Raw genomic sequence first — 25,553 nt, forward strand, 5'->3', positions numbered from 1 at the left:
TCTTTGGCTAAAAATCTCGGTAGCCACGGACGACTTGGCCTATGATGTTGAGTTGGTTGGATTCTTCTTCGTTGAGTTTTATTGGGTCGTAGAAGTTGTTGTCGCTAATAAGTTCTATGCTGTCAAAGTTTCTTTTAATGCGTTTTACCCACATGGTGCCGGAGTGGTTTATTATAAAGATTTTGCCTTCGGTGAGGTCTTTTTTGGAGCAGTCCACTATGATTTCTTCGTTGTCGTCTAGGGTTGGGTACATGCTGTCGCCGCTGACTTTGAACATGGCACAATTCTTGGCATTTAAGCGGTTGCGGAGAAACCATGCACGCTCTACTTTAATTGTGTTTAATTCGGTTGGTTCGTCATTTTCGTAGCCGAAGCCTGCGGAAATTCGCACATCTCTATAATCCACAATATCATCATAGGTTTCATCTTCTTGTTGGAAATTTACGTTTTTTTCCGTTTCGTTGGGCTGCTCTTGCTCTGTGCTTGGGGTAAAGCCTAGTGCTTGTTGATTAATTGAGGTTTTCTCGCCTGTTAATAAATAATTTGGGGTTACCCCTAGCTGATCGGCTATGGTGATAATCATTGATGCTTGCGGTTCTCTTTCGTTTGTTTCCCACAACTGTAATGTAGAAAGTGAAACCCCTAGTGTGTCCGCTAATTCATTTCTTGTTTTTTTTAACAATTCTCTTTGTTTTCTAATACGAGTTCCAAGCTGAGTATCATTTTTAAACTTAATCTTCATAACTTTAAAAAAATCTCCATAAATTTTAAAACTTTTAAAAGTTACAATAATAACTATTTAAATCAATATTTTAAACATTATAGTTATAATTGTAGTGTTTATTTTATAACCAAACAACTTTAAAAGAGTATTTTTAAAGTTGTAATAGATTTTAAAAAGGTTTATTATCTCACTTGTTAAGTCAATGAGGTTATCCAATGAGTACATTAAATGACACTAAAAAAACAGCAATGGATTGGCATCGAGCCGACATTATTGCTGCTTTACATAAACGAGGGTGGTCTCTTAGACAACTCTCATTACAACACGGTTATAGTCAAGCTAGCACGCTAAAAAATGCGTTGGATAGACCGTGGATCAAAGGTGAGCGAATTATTGCCGAGGCAATTGGTATCCCTGCGGAAATAATTTGGGCAGGGCGTTTCGCTCAACGTCATCATAAAAAATTCGCTGAAAGATAGCGTAAAGAGTTTGTTATGGGTGAAAACAAGTTAAAAACACATTATTCAGCGAAAGAATTATTAGGTTTTAGTTTATCCCTTTTGCCTAGTTCTGTGCAAGGAATTATTTACCAAGCGAAAAAACAAGGCTGGAAAACACAAAAACGTAATGCTCGTGGCGGTGGGGTTGAATACGCCCTTGATTCTCTCCCTGAATCGGTACAAATGGCGATTCGGGAGCGGTTTGTGCGGGCGGTGGTGGCGGATAAGCCTCGGTTGCCTGTGGTGCGGGTGCGTGAGGTGGATTTGGCGAGCTTGACGGCACAACAGCGGGCGGTGGCGGATGCTCGGATGGCGTTGGTGGTGGCGGTGTTGGAATTGGAGCAGTCTATGTCACGTCAGAAAGCCATTCATTATTTTTGTGAGCAGGCAAAGTGCGGTGCGATTTCGGGGCGTTTTATGGGGTTGGTGCAGGTGGCTAATGCGAAAAATGGTAATGGGAGCGGTCGGGTGTTGAGTCCGAGGACGTTGCATGATTGGGTGTTGCGGTATGTGAAAGCGGAAACGCCTGAAGAGCGGTTGATGGCGTTGGTGCCGTTGCAACGGCAGGCGACGTCGCCTGATATGTTGGGTTGGTTGCCGGAGTTTTTGGCGGTGTATCGGCAGACCAATGGGGTTTGTGTGGCGGAGGCTTATGATGAATTTGCGCAACGGTGGCATGAGGCATTTTGGGATCAGCCGTTGCGGTTGGCTATGTTGCCAAGTTTGAGTACGGTGCGACGTGGGTTGGCGAAGTTGCCTGCGATCGTGCGTGAAGTAGGTAGAAAAACAGGTGCGGAGTTAAGAGCGATGAAAACGTATGTAAAAAGAGATTGGTCGGGTTTGCGAGCCAATGATGTGTGGGTGGGTGATGGTCACTCTATGAAGATGAAAGTGGCACACCCTGAGCATGGTCGTCCGTTTATTCCTGAAGTCACTTTGGTGATGGATGCGGCGAGTCGGTTTATTGTGGGCTGGTCGGTGAGTTTGGCGGAGAACTGTTTGGCGGTGGCGGATGCGATTCGCTCGGGGGTTGAGCAGTATGGGTTACCGGCGATTTATTATTCAGACAATGGCGGCGGTGAGAAGAACTGGATGTTAGATGGCGATATTACGGGGATTTTGCCACGATTGGGGATTAATCATCAGACAGGGATTCCGGGCAATCCGCAAGGGCGTGGGATTATTGAGCGGTTGAATAAGACGTTGTTGCTACGGATTGCTCGGCAGTTTGAGACTTATCATGGTTTGGGTGCGGATCGGGAGACGGTGCGGAAAACAAGTACGGCGGTGGTGTCGTTGGATAAGGCGATTCGGCAAGGGCGGACGGAGCTTACGGATAAACAGCAGTGGGCGAAGGGCAAGTTGCCTAGTTGGCATCAGTTTATTGATGCGGTGGCTGAGGGGGTGCGTTGGTATAACGAGGAGCATGTGCATCGGGAAATTGGCACGACCCCTGCGAAGAAGTATGCGCAGTTGTTGGATGAGAAATGTGTGTTGATGGTTTCCAAGGCGGAGGCACGGGATTTATTCCGTCCGCATGTGATTCGCACTGCAGAACGTGGCTGGGTGAGGGTGTTTAATAATTATTATTTTCACCGTGATTTGATTTTGGTGGATGGTGAAGAAGTGCAGGTGGCGTTTGATATTCACTGTGCGGAGAATGTGATTGTGCGAGGTCTTGACGGGCGGTTTTTGTGCGAGGCGGTGTGGAATGGTAATAAGCGTGATGCGTTCCCGAAAGCGTTTGTGGAGAAAGCGAGGGAAGAACGGGGCAGACGTCGGTTGAAGTTGAAAGAAGAACAGGTTGATGAAATTCGGGCGGAGATGATGCCGGCGATTGAGGTTAAGGAAAGCGAGGGGGCGGTGTTGTTGCATGGTATTCGGGTCAATGCTATGCCACAGGCTTGGGAGGATATGGAAGACATTCCGATGTTACCAAGTGAGATGAAACGTTATCAACAGAAAAAGGTGGGTTAGATGAAAGCACAATTACAGCAATATATGCAAGAAAACGGCATGACACAGATTCAGGTAGCGAATGCGATTGGTAAATCGGTGGCGGTGGTGAATCAGTATCTGAAAGGCACTTATAAGGGCAAAACCGAGGAAGTGGACGAGGCGGTGGGGCGTTTGATTGGTCGTCATCGGGACAAGGTGGTGGAACGCCGTTTTAATGGGGAGTTTGTGAATACTTATGCAGCGGAGCGGTGTTTAGATGCGGTGGCGATTGCGCATATTGAGGGGGAAATTTCGGTGATTACCGGTGCGGCAGGGTTAGGCAAAACCAAGGCATTAAAGCGTTATGTGGAGATGAACCCTGAAACCTTGTTAATTGAGGTGGAGCCAAGTTGTAGCCCGAAAGTGTTGTTAAAAAATCTGTGTCAGCAGTTGGGGTTAAGTGAGATTGGCTTGAATCATGATTTGTTTGAGCGGATTTGTGGCCGTTTGGTGGCAGGTCGGTTGTTGATTGTGGACGAGGCGGAATTGTTGAGTACGAAAAGTCTGGAATATATCCGTCGCATTCATGATTTGACTGGCTGTGGCGTGGTGTTGGCGGGTATGCCACGGTTGATTATTAACTTGAAAGGGAAATATGGCGAACTGGATCAGTTGTATAGTCGGGTGGGGATTGCTTGTGATTTGGGCAATAGCTTAAGTGAGGAAGATATTGGTTTGTTGGCGGAAAAAGGGCTAGGCAGACAGGATTTTAACACTGCCCTATTTAAAGCCAGTCAGGGCAATGCGAGACGGTTAAATAAGTTGATGCGTGGGGTGATTCGGGTGGCGGAAATGCACGGTCGGGAGATTGATGAACGCTTGATTCAGAGTTACGCCAATATGTTGATTAAGTAAGGAGGTGGCAGATGAAAGGTCGGCAAATTTATGCTCTTTATCGGGGGGATGAAAATTTGGCGGACGGGACGGCGGAGGAATTGGCAAGGTTTCTGGGGGTGAAGGTGAATACGGTATTACATATGTCGACACCGGCACATCATAGGAAAGATAAGGGGCAACAGTTAGTGGTTGTGAAGTTAGAGAAAGAAAAATTAGGTTAAACAATAGGAGAAAATCATTATGGCAAAAACAGCAAGTCGAATTAAAGCACCTACGCAGGCGGTGCGTGTGCAGTCGAGAGAAGAAGTGGAGATTGCGATTAAGCAGTTAGGCGATAAACAGCGTGAGTTGCAACGCTTGACGACCGCTCAGAATGATGAAATTGCGGTGATTACGGAGCGTTATGCGGAGCCGTTGCAAGCATTAAAAGGGGAGATTGGCGACCAACAACAGGCGATTCAGGCGTGGTGTGAGAGTCACCGTGATGAATTGACCCTTAACGGTAAGCAGAAAACGGGCTACTTCAATACGGGCGAGGTGCAGTGGCGTACTAATCCGCCGAGCGTGCGAATTACCAAGGCGGATCAGGTGGTGGAGAACTTGAAAACCTTGGGGATGTTGGAATTTATCCGCACCAAAGAGGAAATCAATAAGGATGCGATTTTGCTTGATCCTGAGAAAGCGAAAACGGTCAATGGAATTTCGATTAAATCAGGTGTGGAAGAATTTGTGATTAAGCCGTTTGAGCAAGATGTGAAGTAAGGAGGCGTTATGTTTGGTGAAACTTCTCTGGTGATTTGTACGGTGTTGTGTTTTGCATGGTTATGGTATTTGGCAGACCAATGGGAGAACAGACAATGACAGAGTATTTACCCTTTGCCTATTTGGCTTTTATGGCGTGGTTGGGTTGGCTGATAGCCCGTTATTTTTAAATTAAAGCCGTTTTCAATGCCATTTTAATGCGGTTTGAAGTGGCATTTATAAACGATTTTATCTAACACAACAAGGAGAAATTATGGCAAGTGTGAGTGAGAAAAAAGCGGTCTATTTAGAGTGGAGCGAGGCAGCCGTGGAGGCCGAACGCAAGGGCGATTATGCAGCCGCTGCGAGGGCGTGGCAAAGGGCGAAACTTTATGCTACAGGACGCAATTATTACTGGGCGAAAGATCGGATTGAGTTTTGTGATCGTATGATGAAAAAGCCGTTTAGGGGGGGGATGATGAACGGATTTAACTGCGATCTTGAAGATGTGTATTGCCAACTTGAAATGGCAAAATATTTTTATGAACAGGGTGATAAAAAAGAATCTCGCCTTTTTCTAAAAAGCGCAAGTCAAGAGTTGAAGAATATCATTTGGCGGTTGACGCCAGTAATTAACCAAGCATGTTCAACAGGAGAACACAATGAAAAACAGTGATTTTATTAAAATGACCAGCGTGAGTATTTATAGTCTCGCCTTTCCAACCAACAAACTGGTGGAAACTTTAGAAAACGCCACCTTTGATACGGTGAATGATGAAAAACTTGAACTGATCCGCAACCCTATCACAGGGGAAAAGGTGCATAAATTAGGCGAGAATGGCTTGTTTTTCTCCCTTCGGGCGGAATACAAACCGATTACCGCCACCATGCTGACCAGCAAAACTTATGCCATGATGCAAGATAATCCCGAAGGTCTAGCGGAAGATGAACTGCAACAACTGGCGTATGCTGAATTGATGCGAACACTGCCTGCGGTATCCGAAATCTACAACGTTTTCTACAACACTGAAACCCAATTATTGATAATGAACAACCGTTCAAAGCGGGCTAAAAAGGCATTAATTCAATTAATTGAGCTATTTGGTTTAGCCGGTGTGAAAAGCGTGATTGTATCTGATGAAAAATTAGGTTTAAACAAAAAATTTGAAGACTATTTAAACCACGGCACGCCGTTATTTAAAGGCGTTGAATTTGATTTTGAAGCAACGCTGGTGCGTGAAAATGCGGATGAAAAAGCCTATCTCACCTGCAAACATGTGGATCAACCAAGTGGCAAGGAAAAAGCCTTGCAAGACGGTTATGAAGTACAATCCTTGAAAATGAATTGCTTAGATGAAGTGAAATTTAAATTGGATAGACAGTTGAAGATCCGTTCCATGCGTTGGACAGGCATGGCGAAAACCGCTAACAAATTAGACCGACAAGGCACAGGGCGGACAGGCTTTTTTTATGGTTTTATCCAAAATCAATTTGATGTATTAAATCGGATTGAAAAGCATACATTATTAGCCTTTACGCAAGATACTAAACTCGAAACCTTTGCTTAAAAGTTATTTACAGCCCATTGTACGTTGTGGCAGTGGGCTGAATAATAGGTTTTAGATAGGAGAAAAGCGAATGCAATATACCAAAGCAAAGCTGATTCAGTTGATCCATATTGGCAAGCAACAACTGGGCATGGACGAGGTGAGCTATCGGGCGTTGTTGGTGCAGATGACGGGCAAGGATAGCTGTAAATTGCTTGGATTGGCGGAGCTTGAGGCGGTGTTTGGGATGATGAAACAAAAGGGCTTTAAGCCAACCACGACGAAGTTTAAGGGGCAGAAACGGGCAATTCCAAGGGCGGATAAGCAAAAATATTTAGCCAAAATTACCGCACTTTTGGCCAATCTTGGGTTGCCTGTGCAGTATGCGGACAGTATGGCAAAAAAAGCATTTAATGTTGATTTTGTGCATTGGTTGGAACCGTGGCAGTTGCATAAGGTGGTGCAGATGTTGGCGGTGTATGAGTACAGGAAACAGGGGGCAGGTGTTAGGGAACAGGGATTTGGCTAGGGGGAAATGACCTAGGGTTTGCACCCTAGGTTAGGCATGGTGTCGCCCCGCTGGGGCTGTTTTAGGATATATTTGATGAGCCTACTTGAAAAAGTGGGCTTTTTTGTGGTAGATTTGTGGCAATTCTTACATTATTGAGGCAGTCAAAATGAAAAAAATTGTATGTGTAATTTGTATTCTTTTTTCAGGTTTTAGTTACGCTAATTGGTTTTCATCTACTCCACCAAACTGCGATAAAGTAGATGATGTACTTAAACGAATGTTAGATCCTATCTGGAAAGATAGAGGATATACTGAAACCCTTGAAAAAGTTTCTTCTGTAAGAGAACAATACTTAGACTCAAAAAATAATACTCGTTACTGTTCCGCTGTTTTAGAAACACAAGAATATAAATTTGCTACGTCATACTCTATTTCACCTATGTCAAATGATTTTTTAGTTAAAATTGAAAATATGTCTCTCATTATAGATGAATCACTAGTTGCTAAAAATACGACTAACCTTTCAAATCAACTTGCAGAAGAAAAAATTAAAGCATTTGAAATGGCAAAAAAATATGGGGAAATGTCAGAAGCCTGTCTTTCATTAGATGTTGCAAAGAAATTTTATTTAGATGCTGCGAATGAAGAAGGTTACAAAAAAACGATGGAACTATTAAAGCAAAATTGTCATTAATCTTCATTTTTAAAAAAAAGACCGCACCTGCGGTCTTTTTTTTGCCTGAAATATCTAAAGTTTTGCAAATGTTGTGGTCTAATTTAGCGGAGAAACTGATTTTTAATGGGGTTTTAACAGGAGGCGTTATGGCGAGGGGGTTGCGTGATGTGGCGGAGTTGTTGCCTGATGTGGTGTTGGAAATGGTGGATTTGATTGGGTTTGCTCAGACAGAGAAAGTCATTCGGGCATTTGGTGGGGTGTCGTTTCGGTTTTCGGATGGGGCGGTGTATTTTCCGCAGTTAGTTGAACTGATTGGGCGTGAAAGTGCGGTGAAAATGCGGGAGTATTTTCGGGCGGAGCATGTGTATATTCCCCGCTGTGAAGTGGCGTTGCGTGCGTTGCGGAATGGGCAGTTTAAGGCGGAGTTTGATTATTTAACCCAAGCAGAGGGGAAAAGTGGTCGGCAGGCGATGTTGTGTTTGTGTCCGCAGTTTGGGATTTCGGATAGATTGGGGTGGGATATTGTGACGAAATCTGTGGCGGATGGGTCGCAGTTGGGGTTGTTTGCTTAGATGAAGTGAGTTTTACCCTCACCCTAGCCCTCTCCCAGAGGGAGAGGGAATGAGATAGGGAGATTTGTTTTTGAGGTGGGTTGTCTGCTGAATGCGGTCATCTCGGTGAAGTGATTAAAATAGATAAAAATAGTCCTTGAATATTGGTTATTTAAGGGCTTTTTTTATGGGCGTAACTATTGAAAAAATTGTGGTGCATTGTTCGGCTACCCGAAATGGGAAAACATTAGCCCGCAAGGGGTTGTCATCTGCGCAGGTGATTGATGGGTGGCATAAACAGCGAGGCTTTAAGCGACTTGAAAGCAATCGTCAAGGGTTTAATCCGCAGTTGGGGGCGATTGGCTATCATTATGTGATTGACGTTGACGGCACGGTTGCCACTGGGCGCAAGGTAGGCGAAACAGGGGCGCATGTGAAAGGGCATAACCTAAATAGTGTGGGGATTTGTTTAGTGGGTGGGATTACCGCAGACGGCAAAAACCATGGGGAATATACGGCAGCGCAATGGTATGCGTTGTATGAGCTGATTTGTGGGTTAGAACAACGTTTTCCGAATGCCAAAATTTATGGACACCGTGATTTGTCGCCGGACTTAAATGGGGACGGGACGATTAGTCCGAATGAATGGGTTAAGGCTTGTCCTTGTTTTGATGTGTGGGAATGGTTGGACAGTGGCAGTGTGATTAATGTGGATCATTTGTTTAAGGGGTAAGAAATGGAATTTATTCAAGTTGTATATATGTGTTTACTCATTGGTTTTCTTTTTAAGCTAGGCAGTGATATTGGTGAAATTATCGGGCATTTTTTAAAAGTCCGTTATGTAGCATGGTTTCGTAAGGACAAAACAAAATGAGAAAACGAGTAAAAAATACTACGGCTTACAAAGGCTATACCTACTTTACAGGGGGCTGTGGAAAATTGAGCAACAATGCTAAACGCAATAAAAAATTGAATGGTGGGCGTACTGCTGCACCCCTTTTTTATTTAACCGTTGGAAGTTATTAATTATGGCAATGAAAGAATTAATTACGAATGCCGACGGGCGATTATCTACCACGGCCACTATCCAATTTTTCGGTTTTGTGGCAGCGGTGGGGGTGATGCTTTATTCGGTGTATATGGATAAGGCGTATGTGCCGGAGTTGTTTAGTACGTTTTTATTTGCGTGCGTCGGGACAGCAGCGACGAAAGGCGTTGCCAATGCACTTCAGAGGACAGATAACAGAGGACGGAGGACAGAAGAACAATGAATTTGATTTTGATTGGGATTGTGTTGGCGCTGATTGGGGTCGCTGTGGGGTGGTTTAAGTGGTTTATGGCAAGCCGAGAGGTTGAGCGGTTGCTGGAAACGACGGCGACATTGGAAGAAGAAAAGGCGGCACTACAACAGCAAAAAGCGGTGGTGGAAACGCAGGTTAAACATTATCAGGTGAAACAGAAAAATGAAGAAAGTACTCGTCATCTTGAGCGTGATGCTGTTATTGAGCAGTTGTACGCCGAAGGCGATCTCCGTGATTAATACAAGCTGTGCGGGGTTCGGGTTGATTAAAGCCAGTCGACAGGATACCACGGAAACGTTGCGACAGGTGTTGGCACATAATCGTAATTACCGCTCTATTTGTGGTTCTGAACAGAAAGGAGGCGACAATGGAAGTGGAGATTAATGGGGCGATTGTGTTTAATTTCTTGGTGAGTATTGCGGTGTTTTTTATCGGGCTGTGGTTTAAGCGGTTGGATAATGATTTAAAAAGCATGCAAGGGGATATTGTGCGGATCCGTAGCAATTATCAGCGTAAGGATTTGGCGGAACAAGTCAGTCATGGGTTTGAGGCACAATTAGATCGGATTTTGCAGAAATTGGATTCGATTGATGAGAAGTTAGATCGGAAAGTGGACAAATAATAGGGGTGAACATGAAGAAACAACAGCGAAAATCAGCGGAAGAAAAGCTGGATTTGATTTTGCAGATGACGGAAATCATTAATGATAAAGTCGACCAACAAAATCAGGAAATTGCGGATTTGCAACGGCAGATTCGGGGATTGCAGGAAGATTTAAAGAGCCTCGCTCGTCGCAATCGCTATCAGTCTTTGGTGGCTGGCGGTTTGGGCGGTGGTTTGGTGGCGGTGGGGTTTGAGTTGATTCGCTTAAAACTCGGGGGCTAGGCAATGGCATTTGATGAGAAGACCAAGGCATTTGTGCGGCGTTTTTATGTGTTTGAACGGTTGAGCCTTGAACTGGCAGCGGAGAAAGCGGAGGTGTCGTTTAATACGGCACGCCGTTGGAAAAAGCAGGCGTTAAGCAAGGGGGATGACTGGGACAAGGTGCGTGATGCGCATGTGATGGCGGGCGGTGAATTGGAGAATGTGTCCCGTTCTTTGTTGACGGGGTTTATTCTGGAATATCGACAAGCCATGGCAAGCCTGAATGAGGCCGATTTAGACCCGCTTGAGAAAGCGGAAGTGTTGGCGAAGATGGCGGACAGTTTTACTAAGATGACGGCAGCGAGCAAGCGGATTATGCCCGAGGTGTCAGCGTTGGCGACGGCACTTAAAACGGTGGAATTGTTGGGCAAATTTATTCAACAGCATAAACCGCAGTTGTTGGCGGAATTTTTGGATTTGTTGGGGGCGTTTGGGGAAACGTTGGATAGCGAGTTTAAATAACCCTCACCCTAGATCTACCCTCACCCTAGCCCTCTCCCAGAGGGAGAGGGGATTTTTGTAGAAAGGGATTAATAAGAGAAATGGCAGATGAAAAGTAAAGAATTTTTGAAAGAGTTGCAAGCCTATGCGGAGAGTTTACGGCAAAAGGTGGAGGCTTGTTTTAGTGGGTGGGACGATAGCCCGACTGCGGTGTTGGCACGGCGTGAGAAAGTGTTTGACCCCGTGTCGGGCTATGATTTTTTTGTGAGCCATTATTTTCCGCATTATGTGCGAAGTGAAAGCCGGTCGGATTTGCATCATTATTTGTTTGAGCAGTTGCCAAAAGCGTTGCAAAAAGCGAGTTCTGCCCATTTGGCGATTGCTGCCCCTCGTGGTGAGGCAAAATCTACCTTGGTGTCGCAGTTGTTTAGTTTGTATTGTTTGGTGACGCAGCAAAAACGCTATGTGTTGATTGTGATGGACAGTATCGATCAGGCTTACCCGATGTTAGAGGCCATTAAGGTGGAGTTGCAGTTTAATCAGCGGTTGTGTATTGATTTTCCTGAAGTGACGGGCGTGGGGCGAGTGTGGCAATCGGGGACGATTATCACCACGGCGAATCAGAAAGTACAGGTGGCAGGGTCCGGCAAAAAATTGCGTGGCTTACGACATGGGGCGTTTCGTCCAGATTTGGTGGTGTTGGATGATATTGAAAATGACGAGCAAGTGCGCTCGCCTGAACAGCGGGATAAATTGCATGGTTGGCTGAAGAAAACCGTGTTGCCGTTAGGGGCAGCGGATGGCAAGTTAGATATTGTGTATATCGGGACGATTTTACATTATGACAGTGTGTTGAGCCGAACGCTTGCAAGTAAGGCGTGGCAGACGGCACGCTTTCAGGCATTGCGGAAAATGCCGGATGATATGGCGTTGTGGGATAAATGGGAAAGTTTTTATCTGAATGAGGGCGAGGCGGTGGCAGATGCCTTTTATGCCTCGCACAAGGCGGAAATGGACAAGGGGGCGGTGGTGTCTTGGGCTGCTCGTCCGTTGTTGGCATTAATGAAAATTCGGGCCAGAGATGGGCATGCCGTGTTTGATTCGGAATATCAAAATGACCCTGTAAGCGGTGAAGAGGCCATTTTTTCGCAGAGTATTCAGTATTGGACCACCCTACCTGATGATTTGGTTTATTTCGGGGCGGTTGACCCCTCTTTAGGCAAGGCGGGGGCAAGCCGTGACCCGTCGGCGATTTTAGTGGGCGGTTATCAGCGAGCCACAGGCAAGTTGTTTGTGGTGGAGGCGCAAGTGAAAAAACGGCTGCCGGATTTGATTATTGAAGATGTGATTCGGTTGCATCAGCAATACGGTTGTCAACGTTGGTTTGTGGAAACGGTGCAGTTTCAGGAATTTTTGAAAGATGAACTGGTTAAGCGTTCGGCGTTGCGTGGTGTGCCGGTGCCGGCGGTGGGGATTAAGCCAAGCAGCGATAAGATGTTGCGGATTGAGAGCTTGCAACCGCATATTGCGAATGGGTTGATTTTATTGCATAGCTCGCAGTCGGCTTTGATTGCGCAGTTACGGCATTTTCCGAAAGGGGATCATGATGACGGCCCTGATGCGTTGGAGATGTTGTGGAAAAATGCGTTAAGCAATTCAGCGGTGATTGAGTGGACGGCATTAAATGATAATTTGGCGTTTGGTGAGGCCATGAATGATGAAGATTATTCGGGTTTTTGGGATATTTAACGGGGGCGTAAATGGCGGATAAATTTTGGTTAAAAGTAAAAAGTGCGGTGAAAAAATGGGTTAATCCAACGCAGACCGACGAGGCAGAAGTGACGGCAAGTGGTCGGGTGATTGCGGATCATCCGAGTTTTAAAATTACCCCTGCCAAGTTGAAAGGCTTGTTGGAAGATGCCGAGGCGGGGGATATTACCGCTCAACATGAGCTGTTTGCGGATATTGAAGAGCGGGACGGCGATATTGCCGCCAATATGGGGACAAGAAAGCGTGCCATTTTGACGCTAGATTGGGGGATTTTTGCCCCTGAAAAGGCGACCCCGCAGGAAGAAAAATTGACCGAATCGGTACAGGCACTCTTTGAGCGGATGGGTTATTTAGACGATTTTTTAATGGACTGTATGGATGCGGTGGGGCATGGCTTTTCAGCTATGGAGATTGAATGGCAGTTGGTGGATGGTCAGCAGTTGCCGTTACGCTTTTTGGCGCGTCCGCAGTCGTGGTTTCGGTTAGATAAAGACGATAATTTGTTATTAAAAACTCCGGCTAACACCATGGGCGAACCGTTGCGCCCGTTTGGGTGGGTGGTGCATGTACATAAAAACCGTTCTGTGCAACTGGCACGTAATGGGTTATATCGTACGCTGGCATGGCTGTATATGTTTAAGCATTATGCGGTGCATGATTTTGCGGAGTTTTTGGAACTTTACGGCATGCCGATTCGGATTGGTAAATATGGTGCCGGTGCAACCGAGGGCGAGAAGAAAACGCTTTTACGTGCGTTGGCACAAATTGGGCATAACGCTGCGGGGATTATGCCAGAAAGTATGGCGGTGGAATTGCATAATGCCGCCAGTGGCACCAGTAGCGGGAATAATCCGTTTTTGCAGATGATTGATTGGTGCGAAAAATCCATTGCACGGTTGATTTTGGGGCAGACCTTAACCAGTGGCGCAGACGGCAAGAGTTCGACCAATGCGTTGGGAACGGTGCATAATGAAGTGCGACGTGATTTGTTGTTGTCAGATGCCAGACAGATTGAGCAAACCATTACGCAACAGGTGATTTTGCCGTATTTGCAGGTGAATGTGGATCCGAATATGGATGTGAGCCGTTTACCGTATTTTGCCTTTGATACGCAAGAGACGGAGGATTTAGCAACCTTTGCGGAGGCGTTGCCGAAGTTGGTAGATGTGGGCATGCAAATTCCTGAACACTGGGCGAAAGATAAACTGGGCATTCCTGAACCGAAAGAAGATGAACCGGTTTTAAAACGGGTTTTAACTGGCGTTCAAATGGGGAATGAAACCGCATTAAAAAATACCGCACTTTCTGCGTTCTCACATGGGGCGGGTTGCCCTTGTGGTTGTCAGGCGGTGGCGTTGGGGGCAACGATTGACCCAACTTCCCCGCAAGGACGGTTAGATGGGGCGATTGATGAGGCGTTAGGGTCGGTGGATTTTAATGCACAGTTAGATCCTCTGGTGCAAGTGGCGGTGTCGGCGTTGATGCGTTGTGAAAGCTATGCCGAGGCGAGCGATAAGTTGGCGGAGATTTACCCTGATTTGACCTCGGCTGAACATCAGCGGTATTTACGTAATGGCTTATTGGTGGCGGATTTGTTAGGGGGCGGTCGTGGCTGATGTGGGGTTTTTGTTAGGGCTTGAGCCGAAAAAGGCGATTGAATTTTTACAAAACAAGAAAGTGGCCGCAGGGAAACTTAATCAAGCGAGCATGATTGATAGTGCCACGGCAAGAGCCATCAGTATTGCCAATTTATCTAGCCTTGAGATGACCAAAGATATTTATCAATCGCTGGCAGAGGCACAGGCGAAAGGCATTGCGTTTGGGCAGTGGAAAAGGGATTTAGTCGCCCATTTTGCGAAAAAAGGCTGGGTAGCGGGGCATGATAAAAAAATCAGTCGGGGCATTGATGGCACGATTTTAGCCGACCCGAAAACGGGCGAGCTGTTTGGCACGCCTCGGCGGTTGGAAACGATTTTTCGGACCAATATGCAACAGGCCTTTGCCGCACAAAATTATCAGGCGTTGCGGGATAATGCGGACGAGCGCCCTTATTGGCAATACAGTGCGGTGAATGATGACCGCACTCGCCCGAGTCATGGGGCTATGGATGGGTTGATTTATCGCTTTGATGATCCGTTTTGGTCGGTGTTTTATCCGCCAAATGGGTTTAATTGCCGTTGTACGGTGATTGCCTTGGCGGATCGGGATATTGAGCGGGATAAGTTGTTTGTGTCGGATGGTGAGGACAATCTGGTTGAACATGAGCGTCCGTTAAAACAAGGTACGGAGAAAACCACGGCATTTAAGTTGCCTGATGGGCGGTTGGCAGTGACGGATCGGGGCTTTGATTATAATGTGGGGAAAATGAGCTATCGTCCGAATTTGGATAATTACCCTGAAACTTTGGCGCATGCGTTTGCGAAAAGGGAAATGAGTGGGGGTGAGTTTCGGTTTGAAGTGGCTCGCCTTGAAAAGGACATGGAGCAGATTAAACAGCGTTTAAATTTATCGGGGAAACTGAATGAAGATCAGATGATCACCGTTAGAAATCAGTTACGAAAAGAATATAAATTCGCTGCGGGGGTGTTTAGTCAAGCGATTAAAAAGCAGTTGAAAAGTGATACGGCAACGGTTTGGATTTCGGATGATACCTTGGTTAAACAGTTGAATAGTCGGTTGGGACAAGAGTTTGGGTTTGATGAATATGGGGTGTTGCCTGATGTGATTTATTCGCCTGATAAGGTGGTAAAAGGAAATAGAGAAAATCATTTTGAATTTTTGAAAGAGATTAATGGGAATCGGTATGTTGCGGTCATTAAGAATTTAAATAATGAGATTTTTTTACAGTCGTTCCGAATCGTGGAAAGTAAAAAATGGAGAAAATTATTTGGTAGCAACTAGGGGGTACTGCCACGCCCCACACGCACTCGTACACCTGAGCAGAACTGGTCATCCCAAGTAGGCCGCGGTCGGCAGAATTCACCGCTTTTCTAGTTGCTGTGGATAATATAAGCGGTTGTGGGTGGGATGTCAAGGGATATGTAGGATAAGCCACTAGGTAGGGCTCCCCACACCTACACACAGTCCAGATACTATTTCAATCCTACGCCCGCGATCTGGGAGATTCATCGCTTTTCTAGTGGCTTAATACCGTCTGGTGGGACTCGGACACCCCCACACACTCAATCCCAGTCCTACGACTTTCGTTAGCAGTTGCCGAGGTTCACTGCGGCAGACGGTATGGGGATAATATAAGCGGTTGAGGAAGATGTGTCAATGTATATGTAGGATAAGCCACTAGGCAGGGCTCGAACCCACTGCACACAGTCCAGATACTATTTCAATCCTACGCTCGCGATATCGAGATTCATCGCTTTTCTAGTGGCTTATAGCAACTAGGGGGTACTGCCACGCCCCACACGCTCTCAGTCACCTGAGCAGAGTAAACTCATCTCAAGTAGGCAGCGGTGGGCAGAATTCACCGCTTTTCTAGTTGCTGTGGATAATATAAATGGTTGTGGGTGGGGTGTCAAGGGTTACCCTCACCCTAGCCCTCTCCCAAAGGGAGAGGGGATTGGTTAGGTTTTTTTGGAGGGAATATGATTCAGGTTGAGATTGATGATCAGGTTTTGGTTGAGCAGTTGCGGAAGTTGCAACGGGGGGTTGTGCGACGTCAGCGGTTGATGAAAGCGTTGTCTGGGACGTTGAAAACGGCAGTAGATAAAAACTTTGCTCAGGGTGGGCGTCCTAAGTGGCAGGGGTTGAAGTATCGTCATGGGGTGCCGTTGGTGAATACGGGACATTTAAAAAATAGCATTCAGTCGGTGTATGATAATGATGTGGCGCAGGCAGGGACAAATGAGCCTTATGCAGGCATTCACCAATTCGGGGGTAAGGCGGGGCGCAATCGTCAGGTGACTATTCCTGCTCGTCCGTTTTTACGCTTGACTGCGGAAGATGAGGGGGATTTGGTGACGGATATTCAACGCTATTTACAGGGGTTATTGCAATAATTTGAAATCATGCGTCAATCGCTCGCTGTGGGTTTTTTAGGGGTAAGACGTAGGGTTGGTTAGATAAAAGTTTTTAAAAAAATTTAAAATGGTTTTAAAAGGGTTTTAAAACGGGTTGTGTTCTCTACCCTCACCCTAGCCCTCTCCCAGAGGGAGAGGGGATTTTTTTGGGGGGCTAGGGTTTGCACCCTAGGTTAGGAATAGTTATGCCCCTCTGGGGATATTTTTTTATTTCGCATTGCATTTCTGGTTTTCCATTTCATCTTTTCATTTCGTTTTGTTTTTTGGGTATTGGTTATCTGCTGAATGCGGTCATCTCTTTGGGCGTTTGGGGCGGGGGTATGCTGTGAGTATGGGCGTCATTGTGAGGAGATGGATTGCGTGGAAAAGTTAAAACTGGCGGTGGCTGGGTTTGAGTTGCAACAAGGGCAACATGGGCGGATTCAGTTGTTGCCCTATGGCGAGTTTCGGGCGGTAGATGGTCGCCCGACGGATGTGAAAGCGTGGATTGTGGCGGATAGCAACGGGCAAGATGTGGTGGATTTGGCGAACGGTCAGCAAAACCCCTTGCCGATTGATTATGAACATCAGATTTTGCATAGCAAAACCAATGGCAAAGAGGCACCGAGTGCGGGGTGGATGGAATATTTGTATTTTACCCCTCAGGGCATTTTTGCCGATGTGCGGTGGACGGATAAGGCAGCGGAGTATATTCGGTTGGGGGAATATCGCTATATTTCGGCGGTGTTTGCTTATGATACGGACGGTTTCGTGCGCAAGATTTTTCATGCGGCATTAACCAACTTCCCTGCTTTAGATGGGATGGACGAGGCTATTGTGATGGCCAGTTCAGCATTTGATTTATCAACAACAAAGGAAATGAAACCAATGGATAAAGAACTATTAACGGCGTTATGTGCGTTATTTGGGCGTGAGGGTGCCACTGAGGCGGAAATTAAAGCGGAAGTGTTAGCGCTGGCGGAAAGTAAGGGCGAAAGTGCGGTGGCATTATCGCAAGTTTATGCGGCGTTACAGGCTAAGGAGCAGAAAGTCGCCAGTCTGACGGCAGAAATGGGTAAGGTGGATCCGGCTAAATTTGTGCCAGTAGATCAGGTTGTCGCCTTGCAAGCGGATTTAAATGCGTTGAAAGCAGAGCGTGAGGGCGAGAAGAAAGCGCAGTTAATTCAAGCAGCGTTAAGTCAGGGCAAGTTGGCCCCTGCGTTGACAGACTGGGCGAACAGTTTGTCGGTGGCGGATTTATCGGCCTATTTAGATAAAGCCCCTGCGATTGCAGCGTTAAGTGGTGAGGTGCAAGCGAAAACTGATCCGAATGTTAATCAGGTGGCGTTATCAGCGGAAGAAGTGGCGGCAGCGAAGATGTTGGGTATGTCGGCAGCGGAATTTATCCAACAACATAAACAGTAATTATTAGGAGAATGAACATGAGTTTTAATAAATCTGCGGTATTAAGCATTTTAGACAGTCAATTTAAAAAGGACTTTGTGGCGGGGTTAGCGTTGACTAAACCACAATGGGGCGAGGTGGCAATGAAAATTGCCTCTAACACCAAAACCAATACTTATGGCTTTTTGGGTCAATTCCCGAAAATGCGTGAATGGGTGGGTGAACGTCAAATTCAAGCCATGCAAGCGCAAGGCATGAGCATTGAGAATAAAACCTATGAAACCACGGTGTCTATCCCTCGCACGGATATTGAGGACGACCAAGTGGGCTTGTTCCGTCCGATGGTGCAACAAGCGGCACAAAGTGCGGCGGAATTGCCGGACGATTTGGTGTTTGGTTTGCTGAAAAAAGGCAAAACCGAGCTGTGCTATGACGGTCAGGCGTTTTTTGACACCGATCACCCTGTTTACGAGAAAGTGGACGGTACGGGGTCTGCATCTCAGCAAAGCAATATTAGCAAAGGCAGTAATGCGGGTGAACCGGCATTTTATTTGCTTGATACTAGCAATGCGATTAAGCCGTTAATTTGGCAAGAACGCACGGCGCCTGAAATTGAAACCAAGTTTGATCCGAGTCAATCGGAGAAAGTGTTTATGGAAGATGTGTACCTGTGGGGGGTGCGCTCCCGTGGTGCGGCGGGCTTTGGTTTTTGGCAGTTAGCGCACCGTGTGGAAGATACCACGCTGAATGCGGAAAATATTATGGCGGCACTGGCGAAGATGAAAGCCTTAAAAGGTGACGGCGGTAAGCTGTTAAATCTGCGTCCGAATGTGTTGTTAGTGCCACCGAGTTTAGAGTTTAAGGCTCGTCAGATTTGTGAGGCAGAGTTGATTAATGGCTCGTCTAATATTCTGAAAGGGGTGTTAAAAGTGGTGGTGTCTAGTCAGGTGGTTGAGTAAGTATACCCTCACCCTAACCCTCTCCCAAAGGGAGAGGGGATTGGTTAGGGCAATATGTCTTTTGGAGTGAAGAATATGGCGAAGAAGAAAACGGAACAAGGGGTGGATGTGTTGGATAACGCACAAGAGGCGGTACAGCCAGATAATGAGGCAACGCAATTTGTTCAACCTAGCGGGGTGATGGTGCGATTGCGTGAGAATCATCCACTGGATAGCTATGGGCGTGCGGGTATGCGTTTTGGCAAGGACAAATGGGTGGAGATTAGCATAGATGAATTAAGCCATGCACAACTTGAAGCGCTTCTCCATGATGATTGGTTGCAAGTGGAATTTATCTCTCAAGGTTAGGTGATGTGATGGCAAGTTATGCGAGCGCAGCGGATTTTATTTTGCGGGTAGGCGAATTGCAGAGTTTGCAGTTGACCGACCGTGAGGGCAAGGGGGAGATCAATACCCTGTTGTTGGAATTGGCGTTGGCGGATAGCAGTTCGCAAATGGACGGCTATTTGACGGCTCGTTATGGTTTGCCATTGGCAGAGATTCCGCAGAATCTGGTGCGAATTTGCTGTGATTTAGCCCGCTTTCGGTTGTGCAGTATGTCAGATGTGGAAATTACCGAGGAAATTATTGCGCGCTATAAGTTGAGCTTGAAAGAGTTGGAACAGTTGGCGAGCGGTAAAATTTCGTTAGGTTTAGTGCCTGCGGACGACTTGGATAATTCAACGGCGGAAAATGCGGTGCAGTTTTTTAATGGCAATAATCGGGTGTTTGGACGTGATTACGAAAATTGAGAATGGGTTAGTTGAACGGCTGACAAGGGGCTTGGGACGACTTGCTGCGACGGTGAAAAGCTATGGCGGTGAGTTGGACGATAAGAGCCTTGGCACCAGTCGCTTGCCGTTGGTGATGGTGACTTATGGCGGTTCTCGTATTCATTGCAAAAATATTCGGGCGGGTCGGTATCAAAGCGAGGCGAGTTTTGCGGTGTTGGTGGTGACCCAATCGTTACGCAGTAATTTAGCCGGTCGGCAAGGGGGCGTGGATAGTCGGGAGATTGGGGCAAATACCTTGATTTCAGCGGTGCGCCGTTTGTTAGATGGGCAGACGTTGGGCGGGTTATGTCAGCCATTGCGACCGGTGCGGATTGAAACGCTGTTTAATCATGCGCAGGTGCAAGCCAAGACGTTGACGGCGTACAGCCTCGAATATGAGGCGGTGTTTGATGACTTGGCGCCGTTGGAAGATGGGCGATTCCCTGAGGTGACGCAAGATGAAAGCAGTGCTGATTATGTGTTTAATGCCTATTCGGGGGAATTATCGCCTGAGTATGGTTGGCTTGAACAGGTGACGGGCAAGATTTTTGATCCGACCACGGGGGCAACAGTGCCGTTTGATGTGGAAACGCAGACGCCATCAGCAGAAAGTGCGGTTAAAAAGTAAGGAGTTTTTTATGTTAGTAAAAGCGAAAGATGGCGTGAAAGTGCCGTTTGAAAATAACCCCGCTCAGGTGATTGAGCAAGAGGCGGTGAGCGTGGCAGATAGCTTGTATTATCGCCGTTTGGTACAGCAAGGGGATTTAGTGATTGTGGAAAACGTGGCAAAAACTAAAACCAGTGGCAAAGTGAAAACAGAGAAAGGAGCAGACTAATGGCAGTTGAATTTGAACATATTCCAACCAGTACTCGCCATCCAGGCGTATATACGGAATACAATACCAAAGGGGCGGTGAGTACACTTCCCACCAATGAGCAGGAAGTGTTAATTCTTGCCCCGATGACGAAAACGACAGAAAACGGTTTTACGGCGCCGGTGCGTGTATATTCGGATGTGGAGGCAGCGGAGGCCTTTGGGTATGGCTCATGGGCGCATTTGATGGCCCGTGTGGCGATTAAAAATAATGCGTTGATTCGTTTATCCATTGTGGGTTTGGCGGATCACCCTGCGGGGGTGGCAGCGACAGGCTCGGTGAGTTTAGCGGGTACCGCTGGCGGACAAGGGGTGGTGACGGTATCTGTTGCCAATCAGGATTTTAAAATTAGCGTGACCACAGGGGAAACTGCCGCACAATGTGCGACTCGTTTGGCGGCGTTGATTAATGCCACACCTGATGCGGTGGTAACGGCAGCAGTCAATGAGGGAACGTTAAGTTTCACCGCAAAATGCAAAGGCGAGATCGGTAATGAGATTTCAATCGGTACCCAAAATACGGTGACGGGCTTGAGCTTGTCCGCCACGGCGTTTAATGGCGGGCAAGAAAATGCGGAATTAACCCCTGCGTTAACTAGCGTGGCGGGGGAACAATATCATGTGATTATTTCGCCGTTTGCAGATGTGAAAAATGCCAAAGCCTTGGGCGAGCATTTAGCAGCGGTATCTAGCCCAACGGAGAAAAAGCCCGGTATCGGTGTATTGGGTTGGTCTGGCAGTATGGCCAGTGGTACCACCTTTACGCAACAGTTAAATGATGCTCGTTTGACTTGTGGTTGGTATAAAGGCTCGACGGATTCGGTGGCGTTGATTGCCGCAGGCTATGGAGCGGTGATTGCGGGAGAAGAAGATCCAGCTCGTCCGTTAAATACCTTGCAAGTGAAAGGCTTGGCGGAAGTGGATGCGACGCAGATTCCGTTATTTACGGAGGCGAATCAAGCGTTATTTCATGGTTTAACGCCGTTAAAAATCGTCAATCACAAGGTGCAGATTTTGCGTGCGATTAGTACATATACCAAATCGGCGACCAATACGGACGATCCGTCGTTGTTGGATTTAACTACGATTCGCACGCTAGATTATGTGCGTAAAGCGGTGGAACAGCGTATTGAGTTGCGTTTCCCTCGGGCGAAATTGTCAGCACGTACGCCAGCCAAAGTGAAGTCGGAAGTGTTGGATGTGTTGTTGCGGATGGAAGATTTGGAAATCTTGGAAAATGTGGCAGCGAACAAAGGCAAGTTGGTGGCAGAACGCAATGGGCAGGATGTGAACCGTTTAGATGTGGTGATCCCTGCGGATGTGGTGAACGGCTTGCATGTGGTGGCGAATCGTATTGATTTGATTTTATAGGAGTAGATTATGGCGTTGAAATATGCAAGTTTGGGCGTGGTGGACGTTGACGGTCAGGAAATTGAACTGACTAAGCTGGATGTAAAAGTCATCACAGGGCGAAAAGCGGTAAAAACCATTAACCGTAAAGGGCGTGTGAAAGGCTATGCGAAAGGCATTGCGGAGTTTAGTTTGTCTATGACGGTAGCAGTGCCATTAGATGGCTCAGAGCCTCTGTGGGATGATGTGGATGATGCCCGTGTGACGGTGGAAGAACAAAACGGAGAGCGTATTTCTTACTTAAACTGTTTTGTGACGGAAGTCGGCACCAGTTACACCGTGGATAACGAAGAATTGCGTGATATTCAAATGGTGGCGTGCGATAAGGTGGCTGAATAATGAACGGTCGCTTGTTGCTTGGGCTAGAGGTGGACGGGGCGGTTTACTTTGATTTTGAAGTGAACCTGCTCACGCTCGTTGGCGAATGTCGGGCGGTGGCGATGTTGGACGAGTTGGGCTTGGTGGGTTTGCCAGAGAATACGTTGTCGGCAGAGCAAATGCTGTTAATTGAGATGGTGTATTTGTCGCAACAGTTGAACATTGTGGGCTTGCCATCTGAACAGCTTTCGGCGGAATTTCTGTTAAACCATCTCACCCCAACGGATTATGAACTGGTGGGGCAATGTTTGGCGGATTTGCGAAAAAAGCGTATCGCCGCTGGGGAGCGCCTAAGCGAGAAACCCATCAGCCCGTAGTGCCTCTTTCGCTGTTTGAACTGGAAAAGGGGCTGCGAAGTGCGGTGCTTTTTTTGAGTAAATTTGGCTTTGGGTATGCGCAAGTGGCGAGCATGTGTCATGCAGAGCTTGGCGCTTGGGTGGACAGTGGGTTGTCGGCATTGGGGATTTCTCCACAGGATCGGCGCTCGGCGCAGGAAAACCATACGCAGTATGTGTTTCAACGGCGGAAAAACACGGTGGAAAAAACAAGCAATGTGGGTCAATAGACCCTAAGAAAAAGGGGCGTGATGCCCTTTTTTTATAGGGGTTAAATGAGGTTTAAATCAGGTTTAAAGAGGTTTTTATGGCAGATAATTTAGATTATACGGTATCGGTGCGATTTGATGATCAGGCCAGTGATGGGGTGAAAAAGGTCACGTCTGAAATTGAGAAAGGGGCGAAACAAGCCACGGAGGCGGTAAAACGGGGGCAACAGGAACAACAAAACAGTGCGAAGAAAACCGACGAGGTGCAACGGGGCTTGTCGGAGAAAGCCGCCAATTATGCACGGCGATTAAGTGCGGTGCGGTCGCAGTTGGGCGTGCGGTCAGAGCATCAGATTCGGCGTGAAATTCAGCGCACGGAGGCGGCCTATAATCGGTTGGCTCGTAGTGGCACGGCCTCAGCGGGGGAATTACGACGGGCATTTGCGGCGCAACAGCAACAGGTGAGAGCGTTGAATGCGGAGATGGGGCGTGTGTCTGTGGGGGCGAGAGTTGGCTCGGTATTTCAGGGCGTGGCAGGGTTAGCGGCTGGTGTGACGGCTGGCGCAATGGTATTGCGTGAGCCGGTAAAAAAAGAGATGAACTATGATCGGCAATTAGCCATGGTGGCAAATACCGCCTTTTCTGAGCGGGATGTACCTCAGCGTATTGCGGGCAAAAAGGAACTGCATGAGGCAGTGAAAAAAGCGGTGGAAGTTGGCGGCGGTAGCAAAGAAGATGCCTTGAGTTCGTTAGATACCATGTTGGCCTCGGGTGTGGTGAAAGCCGATACGGCAATGGCATTGTTGCCGACTTTGCAGAAAGGGGCGGTTGCCACGGGGGCAAGCTCGGAGGATTTAGCCAAGATTGCGATTTCGTCTATGCAACAGTTTGGGATTGGTGAGAATGACATTGGCAAGGTGTTGGATATGGCGGTGGCTGCGGGGCAAGCGGGGAATTTTGAGCTAGCAGATATGGCTCGTTGGCTACCGCAACAAATGGCAGCCGCCAAAAGTGCGGGATTGAGTGGCATTGATGGCTTGCAAACCTTGTTAGTGGCGAATCAGCAAGCAAGGGTTACCGCAGGGAGCAGTGATGAGGCGGGCAATAATTTGGTGAATTTATTAGCCAAAATTACCAGTAAGGAAACCACGGAACGCTTTAAGAAAATTGAATATACGGATAAAAAAGGCAAGAAATATGACGGCATTAACTTAATGCAGTCTATGGAAAATTATAAAGCCAAAGGGCAAGACAGTTTGCAAGCCTTTATGTCGATTATGGATGATGTGATCGGCAATGACAAAAATTATAAAACCTTGCAGAAAAAGCTGAAAACCGCCAAAACGGAAGAACGCAAAGCCTTATTGGAGCAGATGACGAACTTGGTGGAGGGAACGGCGATTGGGCAAGTGATTTCGGATCGTCAGGCGTTAATGGCGTTGTTGGGGATCCGCAATAATGTGCAGTTAGGCGAGGAAGTGCGTGAGCAAGTGGAACATTCTGATGGTGCGGTGGAAACCTCCCATCAGGTGATTAAAGATACCAATGATTATAAGACGGAAGATTTAAAAAATACCGCTGATTTTGCGCAAATGGCGAGCATGAAAGGGTTTAATAATGTGTTGGGTAATGTGAGTCAGCAGTTGGCGGATTATGGTAAGGAATACCCTGAGCTTGCCAGTGCGATTGCGGGCGCTGGCACAGGCATTAAAGCCTTGGGTGCAGCGGCTATGACGGCTGCTGGTGCAGTGGCGTTGCTAGGGGGCGGTCGTGGGTTAGGCGGGGGCATGTTACGTGGCGGATTGGGACGAGTGTTTACTACCGCTGCGACGGCTGGCACCGCAACAGCAACTGCTGGAGCAACGACGGCAACGGCAGGCACGACGGCTAGTGCAGTGGGTGCGGGGTTGCTTGCACCCGTTTTGGTCGGGGCGATTGGGTTGGGCTATTCCAGTAATTTAAATGCGGGCGAAAATGACACCGTGGCATTGCAACAAAAAGTGGCAAGTGGCACGGCGACGCCGACGGAGTTGGCACAAGCGGATAGCTTGTATGCTAATAATCGGGCGGAAGTTGAGCAGAAACGGGTTAAGCGTGAGGCGTATTTTCAACAGCAAGGGCGCCCAACGTTAAACGCTGAACAACAGGCGGAATATGAATCAGCGTTAGCGCCTATTCTGGCGGCGTTGGCGGCGAAAGAGAAACAAGCCAATAAGAAAAAAAGCGAAGATGCCAGAAGTACGTTGAATAACTTTTGGGCGAGTGATGAAGAAAAAACCGAGGCTCGGGCGTGGTTGGATAGTCAGAAAAAAGGCAAGTTGGGTGTTTCTGCTCGTGGGGAGACTGGGGGCTATTCAGGGTTGGCGAATGCAGAACTCGGCAAGCCGTCGTTATTGTCTGGGCAAAGTGTGGGGGCGATTGATTTTGCACCGTTGCAACAATCACAACAGCAAGGTTGGGAGGCGTTACGCTCGGGGTTGAGTGCGGATATTGCGGGATTGGGGCAGAAAATAGAAAGTTTGTTTATGGGCAAGGAAACCACGATTCAGAACAAGATTACGCTAGAAATGGACGGCCGTCCTGTGGCAGAGAAAACGTCAGAATATCAGTATCGGGAATTTAAGCGAGGGGGTTAAGA

The 25,553-nt window shown here is 47.2% G+C and carries 35 protein-coding genes; 34 read left to right on the plus strand and 1 reads right to left on the minus strand.

Annotation, left to right across the window (positions count from 1 at the left end; translation table 11 throughout):
* Positions 1-7: 7 nt before the first annotated feature.
* Complete coding sequence (locus ACTG7X_RS09780) at positions 8-742, minus strand: XRE family transcriptional regulator (protein WP_439258279.1); 735 nt, start codon at positions 740-742, stop codon at positions 8-10.
* A 197-nt stretch (positions 743-939) separates the two neighbouring features.
* Here ACTG7X_RS09780 and ACTG7X_RS09785 point away from each other — a divergent pair, with 197 nt between their 5' ends.
* The 34 genes from ACTG7X_RS09785 to ACTG7X_RS09950 all read left to right on the plus strand — a co-directional run bounded on the left by ACTG7X_RS09785 (position 940) and on the right by ACTG7X_RS09950 (position 25,551).
* Positions 940-1,203: a helix-turn-helix domain-containing protein gene (locus ACTG7X_RS09785; RefSeq protein ID WP_439258280.1), complete on the plus strand. Its 264-nt coding sequence runs from the start codon at positions 940-942 to the stop codon at positions 1,201-1,203.
* Positions 1,204-1,218: 15 nt separating this feature from the next.
* On the plus strand, positions 1,219-3,201 hold the full coding sequence (locus ACTG7X_RS09790; RefSeq protein WP_439258281.1) for a Mu transposase C-terminal domain-containing protein: 1,983 nt from the start codon (positions 1,219-1,221) through the stop codon (positions 3,199-3,201).
* Entirely contained in the window at positions 3,202-4,077 is an 876-nt protein-coding gene (locus ACTG7X_RS09795) for an AAA family ATPase (protein WP_439258282.1), read from the plus strand.
* Between the two features lie 11 nt (positions 4,078-4,088).
* On the plus strand, positions 4,089-4,280 hold the full coding sequence (locus tag ACTG7X_RS09800) for a hypothetical protein (RefSeq protein ID WP_439240927.1): 192 nt from the start codon (positions 4,089-4,091) through the stop codon (positions 4,278-4,280).
* 19 nt (positions 4,281-4,299) lie between these two features.
* On the plus strand, positions 4,300-4,821 hold the full coding sequence (locus tag ACTG7X_RS09805) for a host-nuclease inhibitor Gam family protein (protein WP_439258283.1): 522 nt from the start codon (positions 4,300-4,302) through the stop codon (positions 4,819-4,821).
* A gap of 253 nt (positions 4,822-5,074) precedes the next feature.
* On the plus strand, positions 5,075-5,476 hold the full coding sequence (locus ACTG7X_RS09810; RefSeq protein ID WP_439258284.1) for an ANR family transcriptional regulator: 402 nt from the start codon (positions 5,075-5,077) through the stop codon (positions 5,474-5,476).
* On the plus strand, positions 5,463-6,368 hold the full coding sequence (rdgC, locus tag ACTG7X_RS09815) for a recombination-associated protein RdgC (RefSeq protein WP_439258285.1): 906 nt from the start codon (positions 5,463-5,465) through the stop codon (positions 6,366-6,368). The genes ACTG7X_RS09810 and rdgC overlap by 14 nt, the downstream gene beginning before the upstream one ends.
* A 70-nt stretch (positions 6,369-6,438) precedes the next feature.
* Positions 6,439-6,876, plus strand: a complete 438-nt coding sequence (locus tag ACTG7X_RS09820; RefSeq protein ID WP_439258286.1) for a gp16 family protein — start codon at positions 6,439-6,441, stop codon at positions 6,874-6,876.
* A gap of 148 nt (positions 6,877-7,024) precedes the next feature.
* Positions 7,025-7,552: a hypothetical protein gene (locus ACTG7X_RS09825; protein ID WP_439258287.1), complete on the plus strand. Its 528-nt coding sequence runs from the start codon at positions 7,025-7,027 to the stop codon at positions 7,550-7,552.
* A gap of 128 nt (positions 7,553-7,680) precedes the next feature.
* Positions 7,681-8,106 (plus strand): mor transcription activator family protein, encoded by a 426-nt coding sequence (locus ACTG7X_RS09830; RefSeq protein ID WP_439258322.1) that lies wholly within the window; start codon positions 7,681-7,683, stop codon positions 8,104-8,106.
* Between the two features lie 166 nt (positions 8,107-8,272).
* Positions 8,273-8,818: an N-acetylmuramoyl-L-alanine amidase gene (locus ACTG7X_RS09835; RefSeq protein ID WP_439258288.1), complete on the plus strand. Its 546-nt coding sequence runs from the start codon at positions 8,273-8,275 to the stop codon at positions 8,816-8,818.
* 3 nt (positions 8,819-8,821) lie between these two features.
* Complete coding sequence (locus ACTG7X_RS09840; RefSeq protein WP_439258289.1) at positions 8,822-8,959, plus strand: hypothetical protein; 138 nt, start codon at positions 8,822-8,824, stop codon at positions 8,957-8,959.
* Positions 8,956-9,111, plus strand: coding sequence for a hypothetical protein (locus ACTG7X_RS09845; RefSeq protein WP_439258290.1), 156 nt, complete (start codon positions 8,956-8,958; stop codon positions 9,109-9,111). The genes ACTG7X_RS09840 and ACTG7X_RS09845 overlap by 4 nt, the downstream gene beginning before the upstream one ends.
* 2 nt (positions 9,112-9,113) lie before the next feature.
* Positions 9,114-9,356: a DUF2644 domain-containing protein gene (locus tag ACTG7X_RS09850; RefSeq protein WP_439258291.1), complete on the plus strand. Its 243-nt coding sequence runs from the start codon at positions 9,114-9,116 to the stop codon at positions 9,354-9,356.
* The gene (locus ACTG7X_RS09855; RefSeq protein WP_439240905.1) at positions 9,353-9,625 is read left to right on the plus strand and encodes a DUF2681 domain-containing protein; all 273 of its coding nucleotides are present in this window, start codon (positions 9,353-9,355) and stop codon (positions 9,623-9,625) included. Before ACTG7X_RS09850 ends, ACTG7X_RS09855 begins: the two co-directional genes overlap by 4 nt.
* Positions 9,618-9,770 carry a hypothetical protein gene (locus tag ACTG7X_RS09860; protein ID WP_439240902.1) on the plus strand — a complete coding sequence of 51 codons (153 nt, stop codon included), beginning with the start codon at positions 9,618-9,620 and terminating at the stop codon, positions 9,768-9,770. The genes ACTG7X_RS09855 and ACTG7X_RS09860 overlap by 8 nt, the downstream gene beginning before the upstream one ends.
* Positions 9,754-10,008, plus strand: a complete 255-nt coding sequence (locus tag ACTG7X_RS09865) for a hypothetical protein (RefSeq protein WP_439240900.1) — start codon at positions 9,754-9,756, stop codon at positions 10,006-10,008. The genes ACTG7X_RS09860 and ACTG7X_RS09865 overlap by 17 nt, the downstream gene beginning before the upstream one ends.
* A gap of 11 nt (positions 10,009-10,019) precedes the next feature.
* Complete coding sequence (locus ACTG7X_RS09870) at positions 10,020-10,271, plus strand: hypothetical protein (protein WP_439240898.1); 252 nt, start codon at positions 10,020-10,022, stop codon at positions 10,269-10,271.
* Positions 10,272-10,274: 3 nt separating this feature from the next.
* On the plus strand, positions 10,275-10,772 hold the full coding sequence (locus ACTG7X_RS09875) for a DUF1804 family protein (RefSeq protein ID WP_439240896.1): 498 nt from the start codon (positions 10,275-10,277) through the stop codon (positions 10,770-10,772).
* Between the two features lie 87 nt (positions 10,773-10,859).
* On the plus strand, positions 10,860-12,500 hold the full coding sequence (terL, locus tag ACTG7X_RS09880; protein ID WP_439258292.1) for a phage terminase large subunit: 1,641 nt from the start codon (positions 10,860-10,862) through the stop codon (positions 12,498-12,500).
* Positions 12,501-12,511: 11 nt separating this feature from the next.
* On the plus strand, positions 12,512-14,137 hold the full coding sequence (locus ACTG7X_RS09885; RefSeq protein ID WP_439258293.1) for a DUF935 domain-containing protein: 1,626 nt from the start codon (positions 12,512-12,514) through the stop codon (positions 14,135-14,137).
* Positions 14,130-15,422: a phage minor head protein gene (locus tag ACTG7X_RS09890; protein WP_439258294.1), complete on the plus strand. Its 1,293-nt coding sequence runs from the start codon at positions 14,130-14,132 to the stop codon at positions 15,420-15,422. The genes ACTG7X_RS09885 and ACTG7X_RS09890 overlap by 8 nt, the downstream gene beginning before the upstream one ends.
* A gap of 698 nt (positions 15,423-16,120) precedes the next feature.
* Positions 16,121-16,534 (plus strand): phage virion morphogenesis protein, encoded by a 414-nt coding sequence (locus ACTG7X_RS09895; protein WP_439258295.1) that lies wholly within the window; start codon positions 16,121-16,123, stop codon positions 16,532-16,534.
* 306 nt (positions 16,535-16,840) lie between these two features.
* Complete coding sequence (locus tag ACTG7X_RS09900; protein WP_439258296.1) at positions 16,841-17,959, plus strand: phage protease; 1,119 nt, start codon at positions 16,841-16,843, stop codon at positions 17,957-17,959.
* Positions 17,960-17,976: 17 nt separating this feature from the next.
* On the plus strand, positions 17,977-18,897 hold the full coding sequence (locus ACTG7X_RS09905; RefSeq protein WP_439258297.1) for a Mu-like prophage major head subunit gpT family protein: 921 nt from the start codon (positions 17,977-17,979) through the stop codon (positions 18,895-18,897).
* Positions 18,898-18,972: 75 nt separating this feature from the next.
* Positions 18,973-19,245: a hypothetical protein gene (locus tag ACTG7X_RS09910; RefSeq protein ID WP_439258298.1), complete on the plus strand. Its 273-nt coding sequence runs from the start codon at positions 18,973-18,975 to the stop codon at positions 19,243-19,245.
* Positions 19,246-19,253: 8 nt separating this feature from the next.
* Positions 19,254-19,688 (plus strand): gp436 family protein, encoded by a 435-nt coding sequence (locus ACTG7X_RS09915; protein ID WP_439258299.1) that lies wholly within the window; start codon positions 19,254-19,256, stop codon positions 19,686-19,688.
* Entirely contained in the window at positions 19,648-20,337 is a 690-nt protein-coding gene (locus ACTG7X_RS09920; protein ID WP_439258300.1) for a phage protein Gp37, read from the plus strand. The genes ACTG7X_RS09915 and ACTG7X_RS09920 overlap by 41 nt, the downstream gene beginning before the upstream one ends.
* A gap of 10 nt (positions 20,338-20,347) precedes the next feature.
* Positions 20,348-20,545 carry a DUF2635 domain-containing protein gene (locus ACTG7X_RS09925; RefSeq protein ID WP_439258301.1) on the plus strand — a complete coding sequence of 66 codons (198 nt, stop codon included), beginning with the start codon at positions 20,348-20,350 and terminating at the stop codon, positions 20,543-20,545.
* Positions 20,545-21,954, plus strand: a complete 1,410-nt coding sequence (locus ACTG7X_RS09930; RefSeq protein ID WP_439258302.1) for a phage tail sheath subtilisin-like domain-containing protein — start codon at positions 20,545-20,547, stop codon at positions 21,952-21,954. The genes ACTG7X_RS09925 and ACTG7X_RS09930 overlap by 1 nt, the downstream gene beginning before the upstream one ends.
* 9 nt (positions 21,955-21,963) lie before the next feature.
* A complete protein-coding gene (locus tag ACTG7X_RS09935; RefSeq protein ID WP_439240870.1) occupies positions 21,964-22,332 on the plus strand; it encodes a phage tail tube protein in 369 nt (122 codons plus the stop codon).
* Positions 22,332-22,688, plus strand: a complete 357-nt coding sequence (locus tag ACTG7X_RS09940) for a hypothetical protein (protein WP_439258303.1) — start codon at positions 22,332-22,334, stop codon at positions 22,686-22,688. Before ACTG7X_RS09935 ends, ACTG7X_RS09940 begins: the two co-directional genes overlap by 1 nt.
* Positions 22,689-22,741: 53 nt before the next feature.
* Positions 22,742-22,936 (plus strand): hypothetical protein, encoded by a 195-nt coding sequence (locus ACTG7X_RS09945; protein WP_439258304.1) that lies wholly within the window; start codon positions 22,742-22,744, stop codon positions 22,934-22,936.
* 77 nt (positions 22,937-23,013) lie between these two features.
* Positions 23,014-25,551: a phage tail tape measure protein gene (locus tag ACTG7X_RS09950; protein ID WP_439258305.1), complete on the plus strand. Its 2,538-nt coding sequence runs from the start codon at positions 23,014-23,016 to the stop codon at positions 25,549-25,551.
* The last annotated feature ends 2 nt before the right edge of the window (positions 25,552-25,553 follow it).

The organism is Lonepinella sp. BR2271, from assembly GCF_051851515.1.
Taxonomy (GTDB): Bacteria; Pseudomonadota; Gammaproteobacteria; order Enterobacterales; family Pasteurellaceae; genus Lonepinella.

What these genes read in the sequence shown, in the direction of transcription:
- ACTG7X_RS09795 (WP_439258282.1), top strand. Translation starts at nt 3,202, where the DNA reads ATGAAAGCACAATTACAGCAATATATGCAAGAAAACGGCATGACACAG.
- ACTG7X_RS09920 (WP_439258300.1), top strand. Translation starts at nt 19,648, where the DNA reads ATGGCAATAATCGGGTGTTTGGACGTGATTACGAAAATTGAGAATGGG.
- ACTG7X_RS09825 (WP_439258287.1), top strand. Translation starts at nt 7,025, where the DNA reads ATGAAAAAAATTGTATGTGTAATTTGTATTCTTTTTTCAGGTTTTAGT.
- ACTG7X_RS09950 (WP_439258305.1), top strand. Translation starts at nt 23,014, where the DNA reads ATGGCAGATAATTTAGATTATACGGTATCGGTGCGATTTGATGATCAG.
- ACTG7X_RS09810 (WP_439258284.1), top strand. Translation starts at nt 5,075, where the DNA reads ATGGCAAGTGTGAGTGAGAAAAAAGCGGTCTATTTAGAGTGGAGCGAG.
- ACTG7X_RS09900 (WP_439258296.1), top strand. Translation starts at nt 16,841, where the DNA reads ATGCGGTCATCTCTTTGGGCGTTTGGGGCGGGGGTATGCTGTGAGTAT.
- ACTG7X_RS09875 (WP_439240896.1), top strand. Translation starts at nt 10,275, where the DNA reads ATGGCATTTGATGAGAAGACCAAGGCATTTGTGCGGCGTTTTTATGTG.
- ACTG7X_RS09785 (WP_439258280.1), top strand. Translation starts at nt 940, where the DNA reads ATGAGTACATTAAATGACACTAAAAAAACAGCAATGGATTGGCATCGA.
- ACTG7X_RS09885 (WP_439258293.1), top strand. Translation starts at nt 12,512, where the DNA reads ATGGCGGATAAATTTTGGTTAAAAGTAAAAAGTGCGGTGAAAAAATGG.
- rdgC (WP_439258285.1), top strand. Translation starts at nt 5,463, where the DNA reads ATGAAAAACAGTGATTTTATTAAAATGACCAGCGTGAGTATTTATAGT.
- ACTG7X_RS09910 (WP_439258298.1), top strand. Translation starts at nt 18,973, where the DNA reads ATGGCGAAGAAGAAAACGGAACAAGGGGTGGATGTGTTGGATAACGCA.
- ACTG7X_RS09940 (WP_439258303.1), top strand. Translation starts at nt 22,332, where the DNA reads ATGAACGGTCGCTTGTTGCTTGGGCTAGAGGTGGACGGGGCGGTTTAC.
- ACTG7X_RS09870 (WP_439240898.1), top strand. Translation starts at nt 10,020, where the DNA reads ATGAAGAAACAACAGCGAAAATCAGCGGAAGAAAAGCTGGATTTGATT.
- ACTG7X_RS09840 (WP_439258289.1), top strand. Translation starts at nt 8,822, where the DNA reads ATGGAATTTATTCAAGTTGTATATATGTGTTTACTCATTGGTTTTCTT.
- ACTG7X_RS09915 (WP_439258299.1), top strand. Translation starts at nt 19,254, where the DNA reads ATGGCAAGTTATGCGAGCGCAGCGGATTTTATTTTGCGGGTAGGCGAA.
- ACTG7X_RS09835 (WP_439258288.1), top strand. Translation starts at nt 8,273, where the DNA reads ATGGGCGTAACTATTGAAAAAATTGTGGTGCATTGTTCGGCTACCCGA.
- ACTG7X_RS09805 (WP_439258283.1), top strand. Translation starts at nt 4,300, where the DNA reads ATGGCAAAAACAGCAAGTCGAATTAAAGCACCTACGCAGGCGGTGCGT.
- ACTG7X_RS09895 (WP_439258295.1), top strand. Translation starts at nt 16,121, where the DNA reads ATGATTCAGGTTGAGATTGATGATCAGGTTTTGGTTGAGCAGTTGCGG.
- ACTG7X_RS09830 (WP_439258322.1), top strand. Translation starts at nt 7,681, where the DNA reads ATGGCGAGGGGGTTGCGTGATGTGGCGGAGTTGTTGCCTGATGTGGTG.
- ACTG7X_RS09935 (WP_439240870.1), top strand. Translation starts at nt 21,964, where the DNA reads ATGGCGTTGAAATATGCAAGTTTGGGCGTGGTGGACGTTGACGGTCAG.
- ACTG7X_RS09865 (WP_439240900.1), top strand. Translation starts at nt 9,754, where the DNA reads ATGGAAGTGGAGATTAATGGGGCGATTGTGTTTAATTTCTTGGTGAGT.
- ACTG7X_RS09790 (WP_439258281.1), top strand. Translation starts at nt 1,219, where the DNA reads ATGGGTGAAAACAAGTTAAAAACACATTATTCAGCGAAAGAATTATTA.
- ACTG7X_RS09925 (WP_439258301.1), top strand. Translation starts at nt 20,348, where the DNA reads ATGTTAGTAAAAGCGAAAGATGGCGTGAAAGTGCCGTTTGAAAATAAC.
- ACTG7X_RS09820 (WP_439258286.1), top strand. Translation starts at nt 6,439, where the DNA reads ATGCAATATACCAAAGCAAAGCTGATTCAGTTGATCCATATTGGCAAG.
- ACTG7X_RS09800 (WP_439240927.1), top strand. Translation starts at nt 4,089, where the DNA reads ATGAAAGGTCGGCAAATTTATGCTCTTTATCGGGGGGATGAAAATTTG.
- ACTG7X_RS09780 (WP_439258279.1), bottom strand. Translation starts at nt 742, where the DNA reads ATGAAGATTAAGTTTAAAAATGATACTCAGCTTGGAACTCGTATTAGA.
- ACTG7X_RS09930 (WP_439258302.1), top strand. Translation starts at nt 20,545, where the DNA reads ATGGCAGTTGAATTTGAACATATTCCAACCAGTACTCGCCATCCAGGC.
- ACTG7X_RS09905 (WP_439258297.1), top strand. Translation starts at nt 17,977, where the DNA reads ATGAGTTTTAATAAATCTGCGGTATTAAGCATTTTAGACAGTCAATTT.
- ACTG7X_RS09855 (WP_439240905.1), top strand. Translation starts at nt 9,353, where the DNA reads ATGAATTTGATTTTGATTGGGATTGTGTTGGCGCTGATTGGGGTCGCT.
- terL (WP_439258292.1), top strand. Translation starts at nt 10,860, where the DNA reads ATGAAAAGTAAAGAATTTTTGAAAGAGTTGCAAGCCTATGCGGAGAGT.
- ACTG7X_RS09850 (WP_439258291.1), top strand. Translation starts at nt 9,114, where the DNA reads ATGGCAATGAAAGAATTAATTACGAATGCCGACGGGCGATTATCTACC.
- ACTG7X_RS09845 (WP_439258290.1), top strand. Translation starts at nt 8,956, where the DNA reads ATGAGAAAACGAGTAAAAAATACTACGGCTTACAAAGGCTATACCTAC.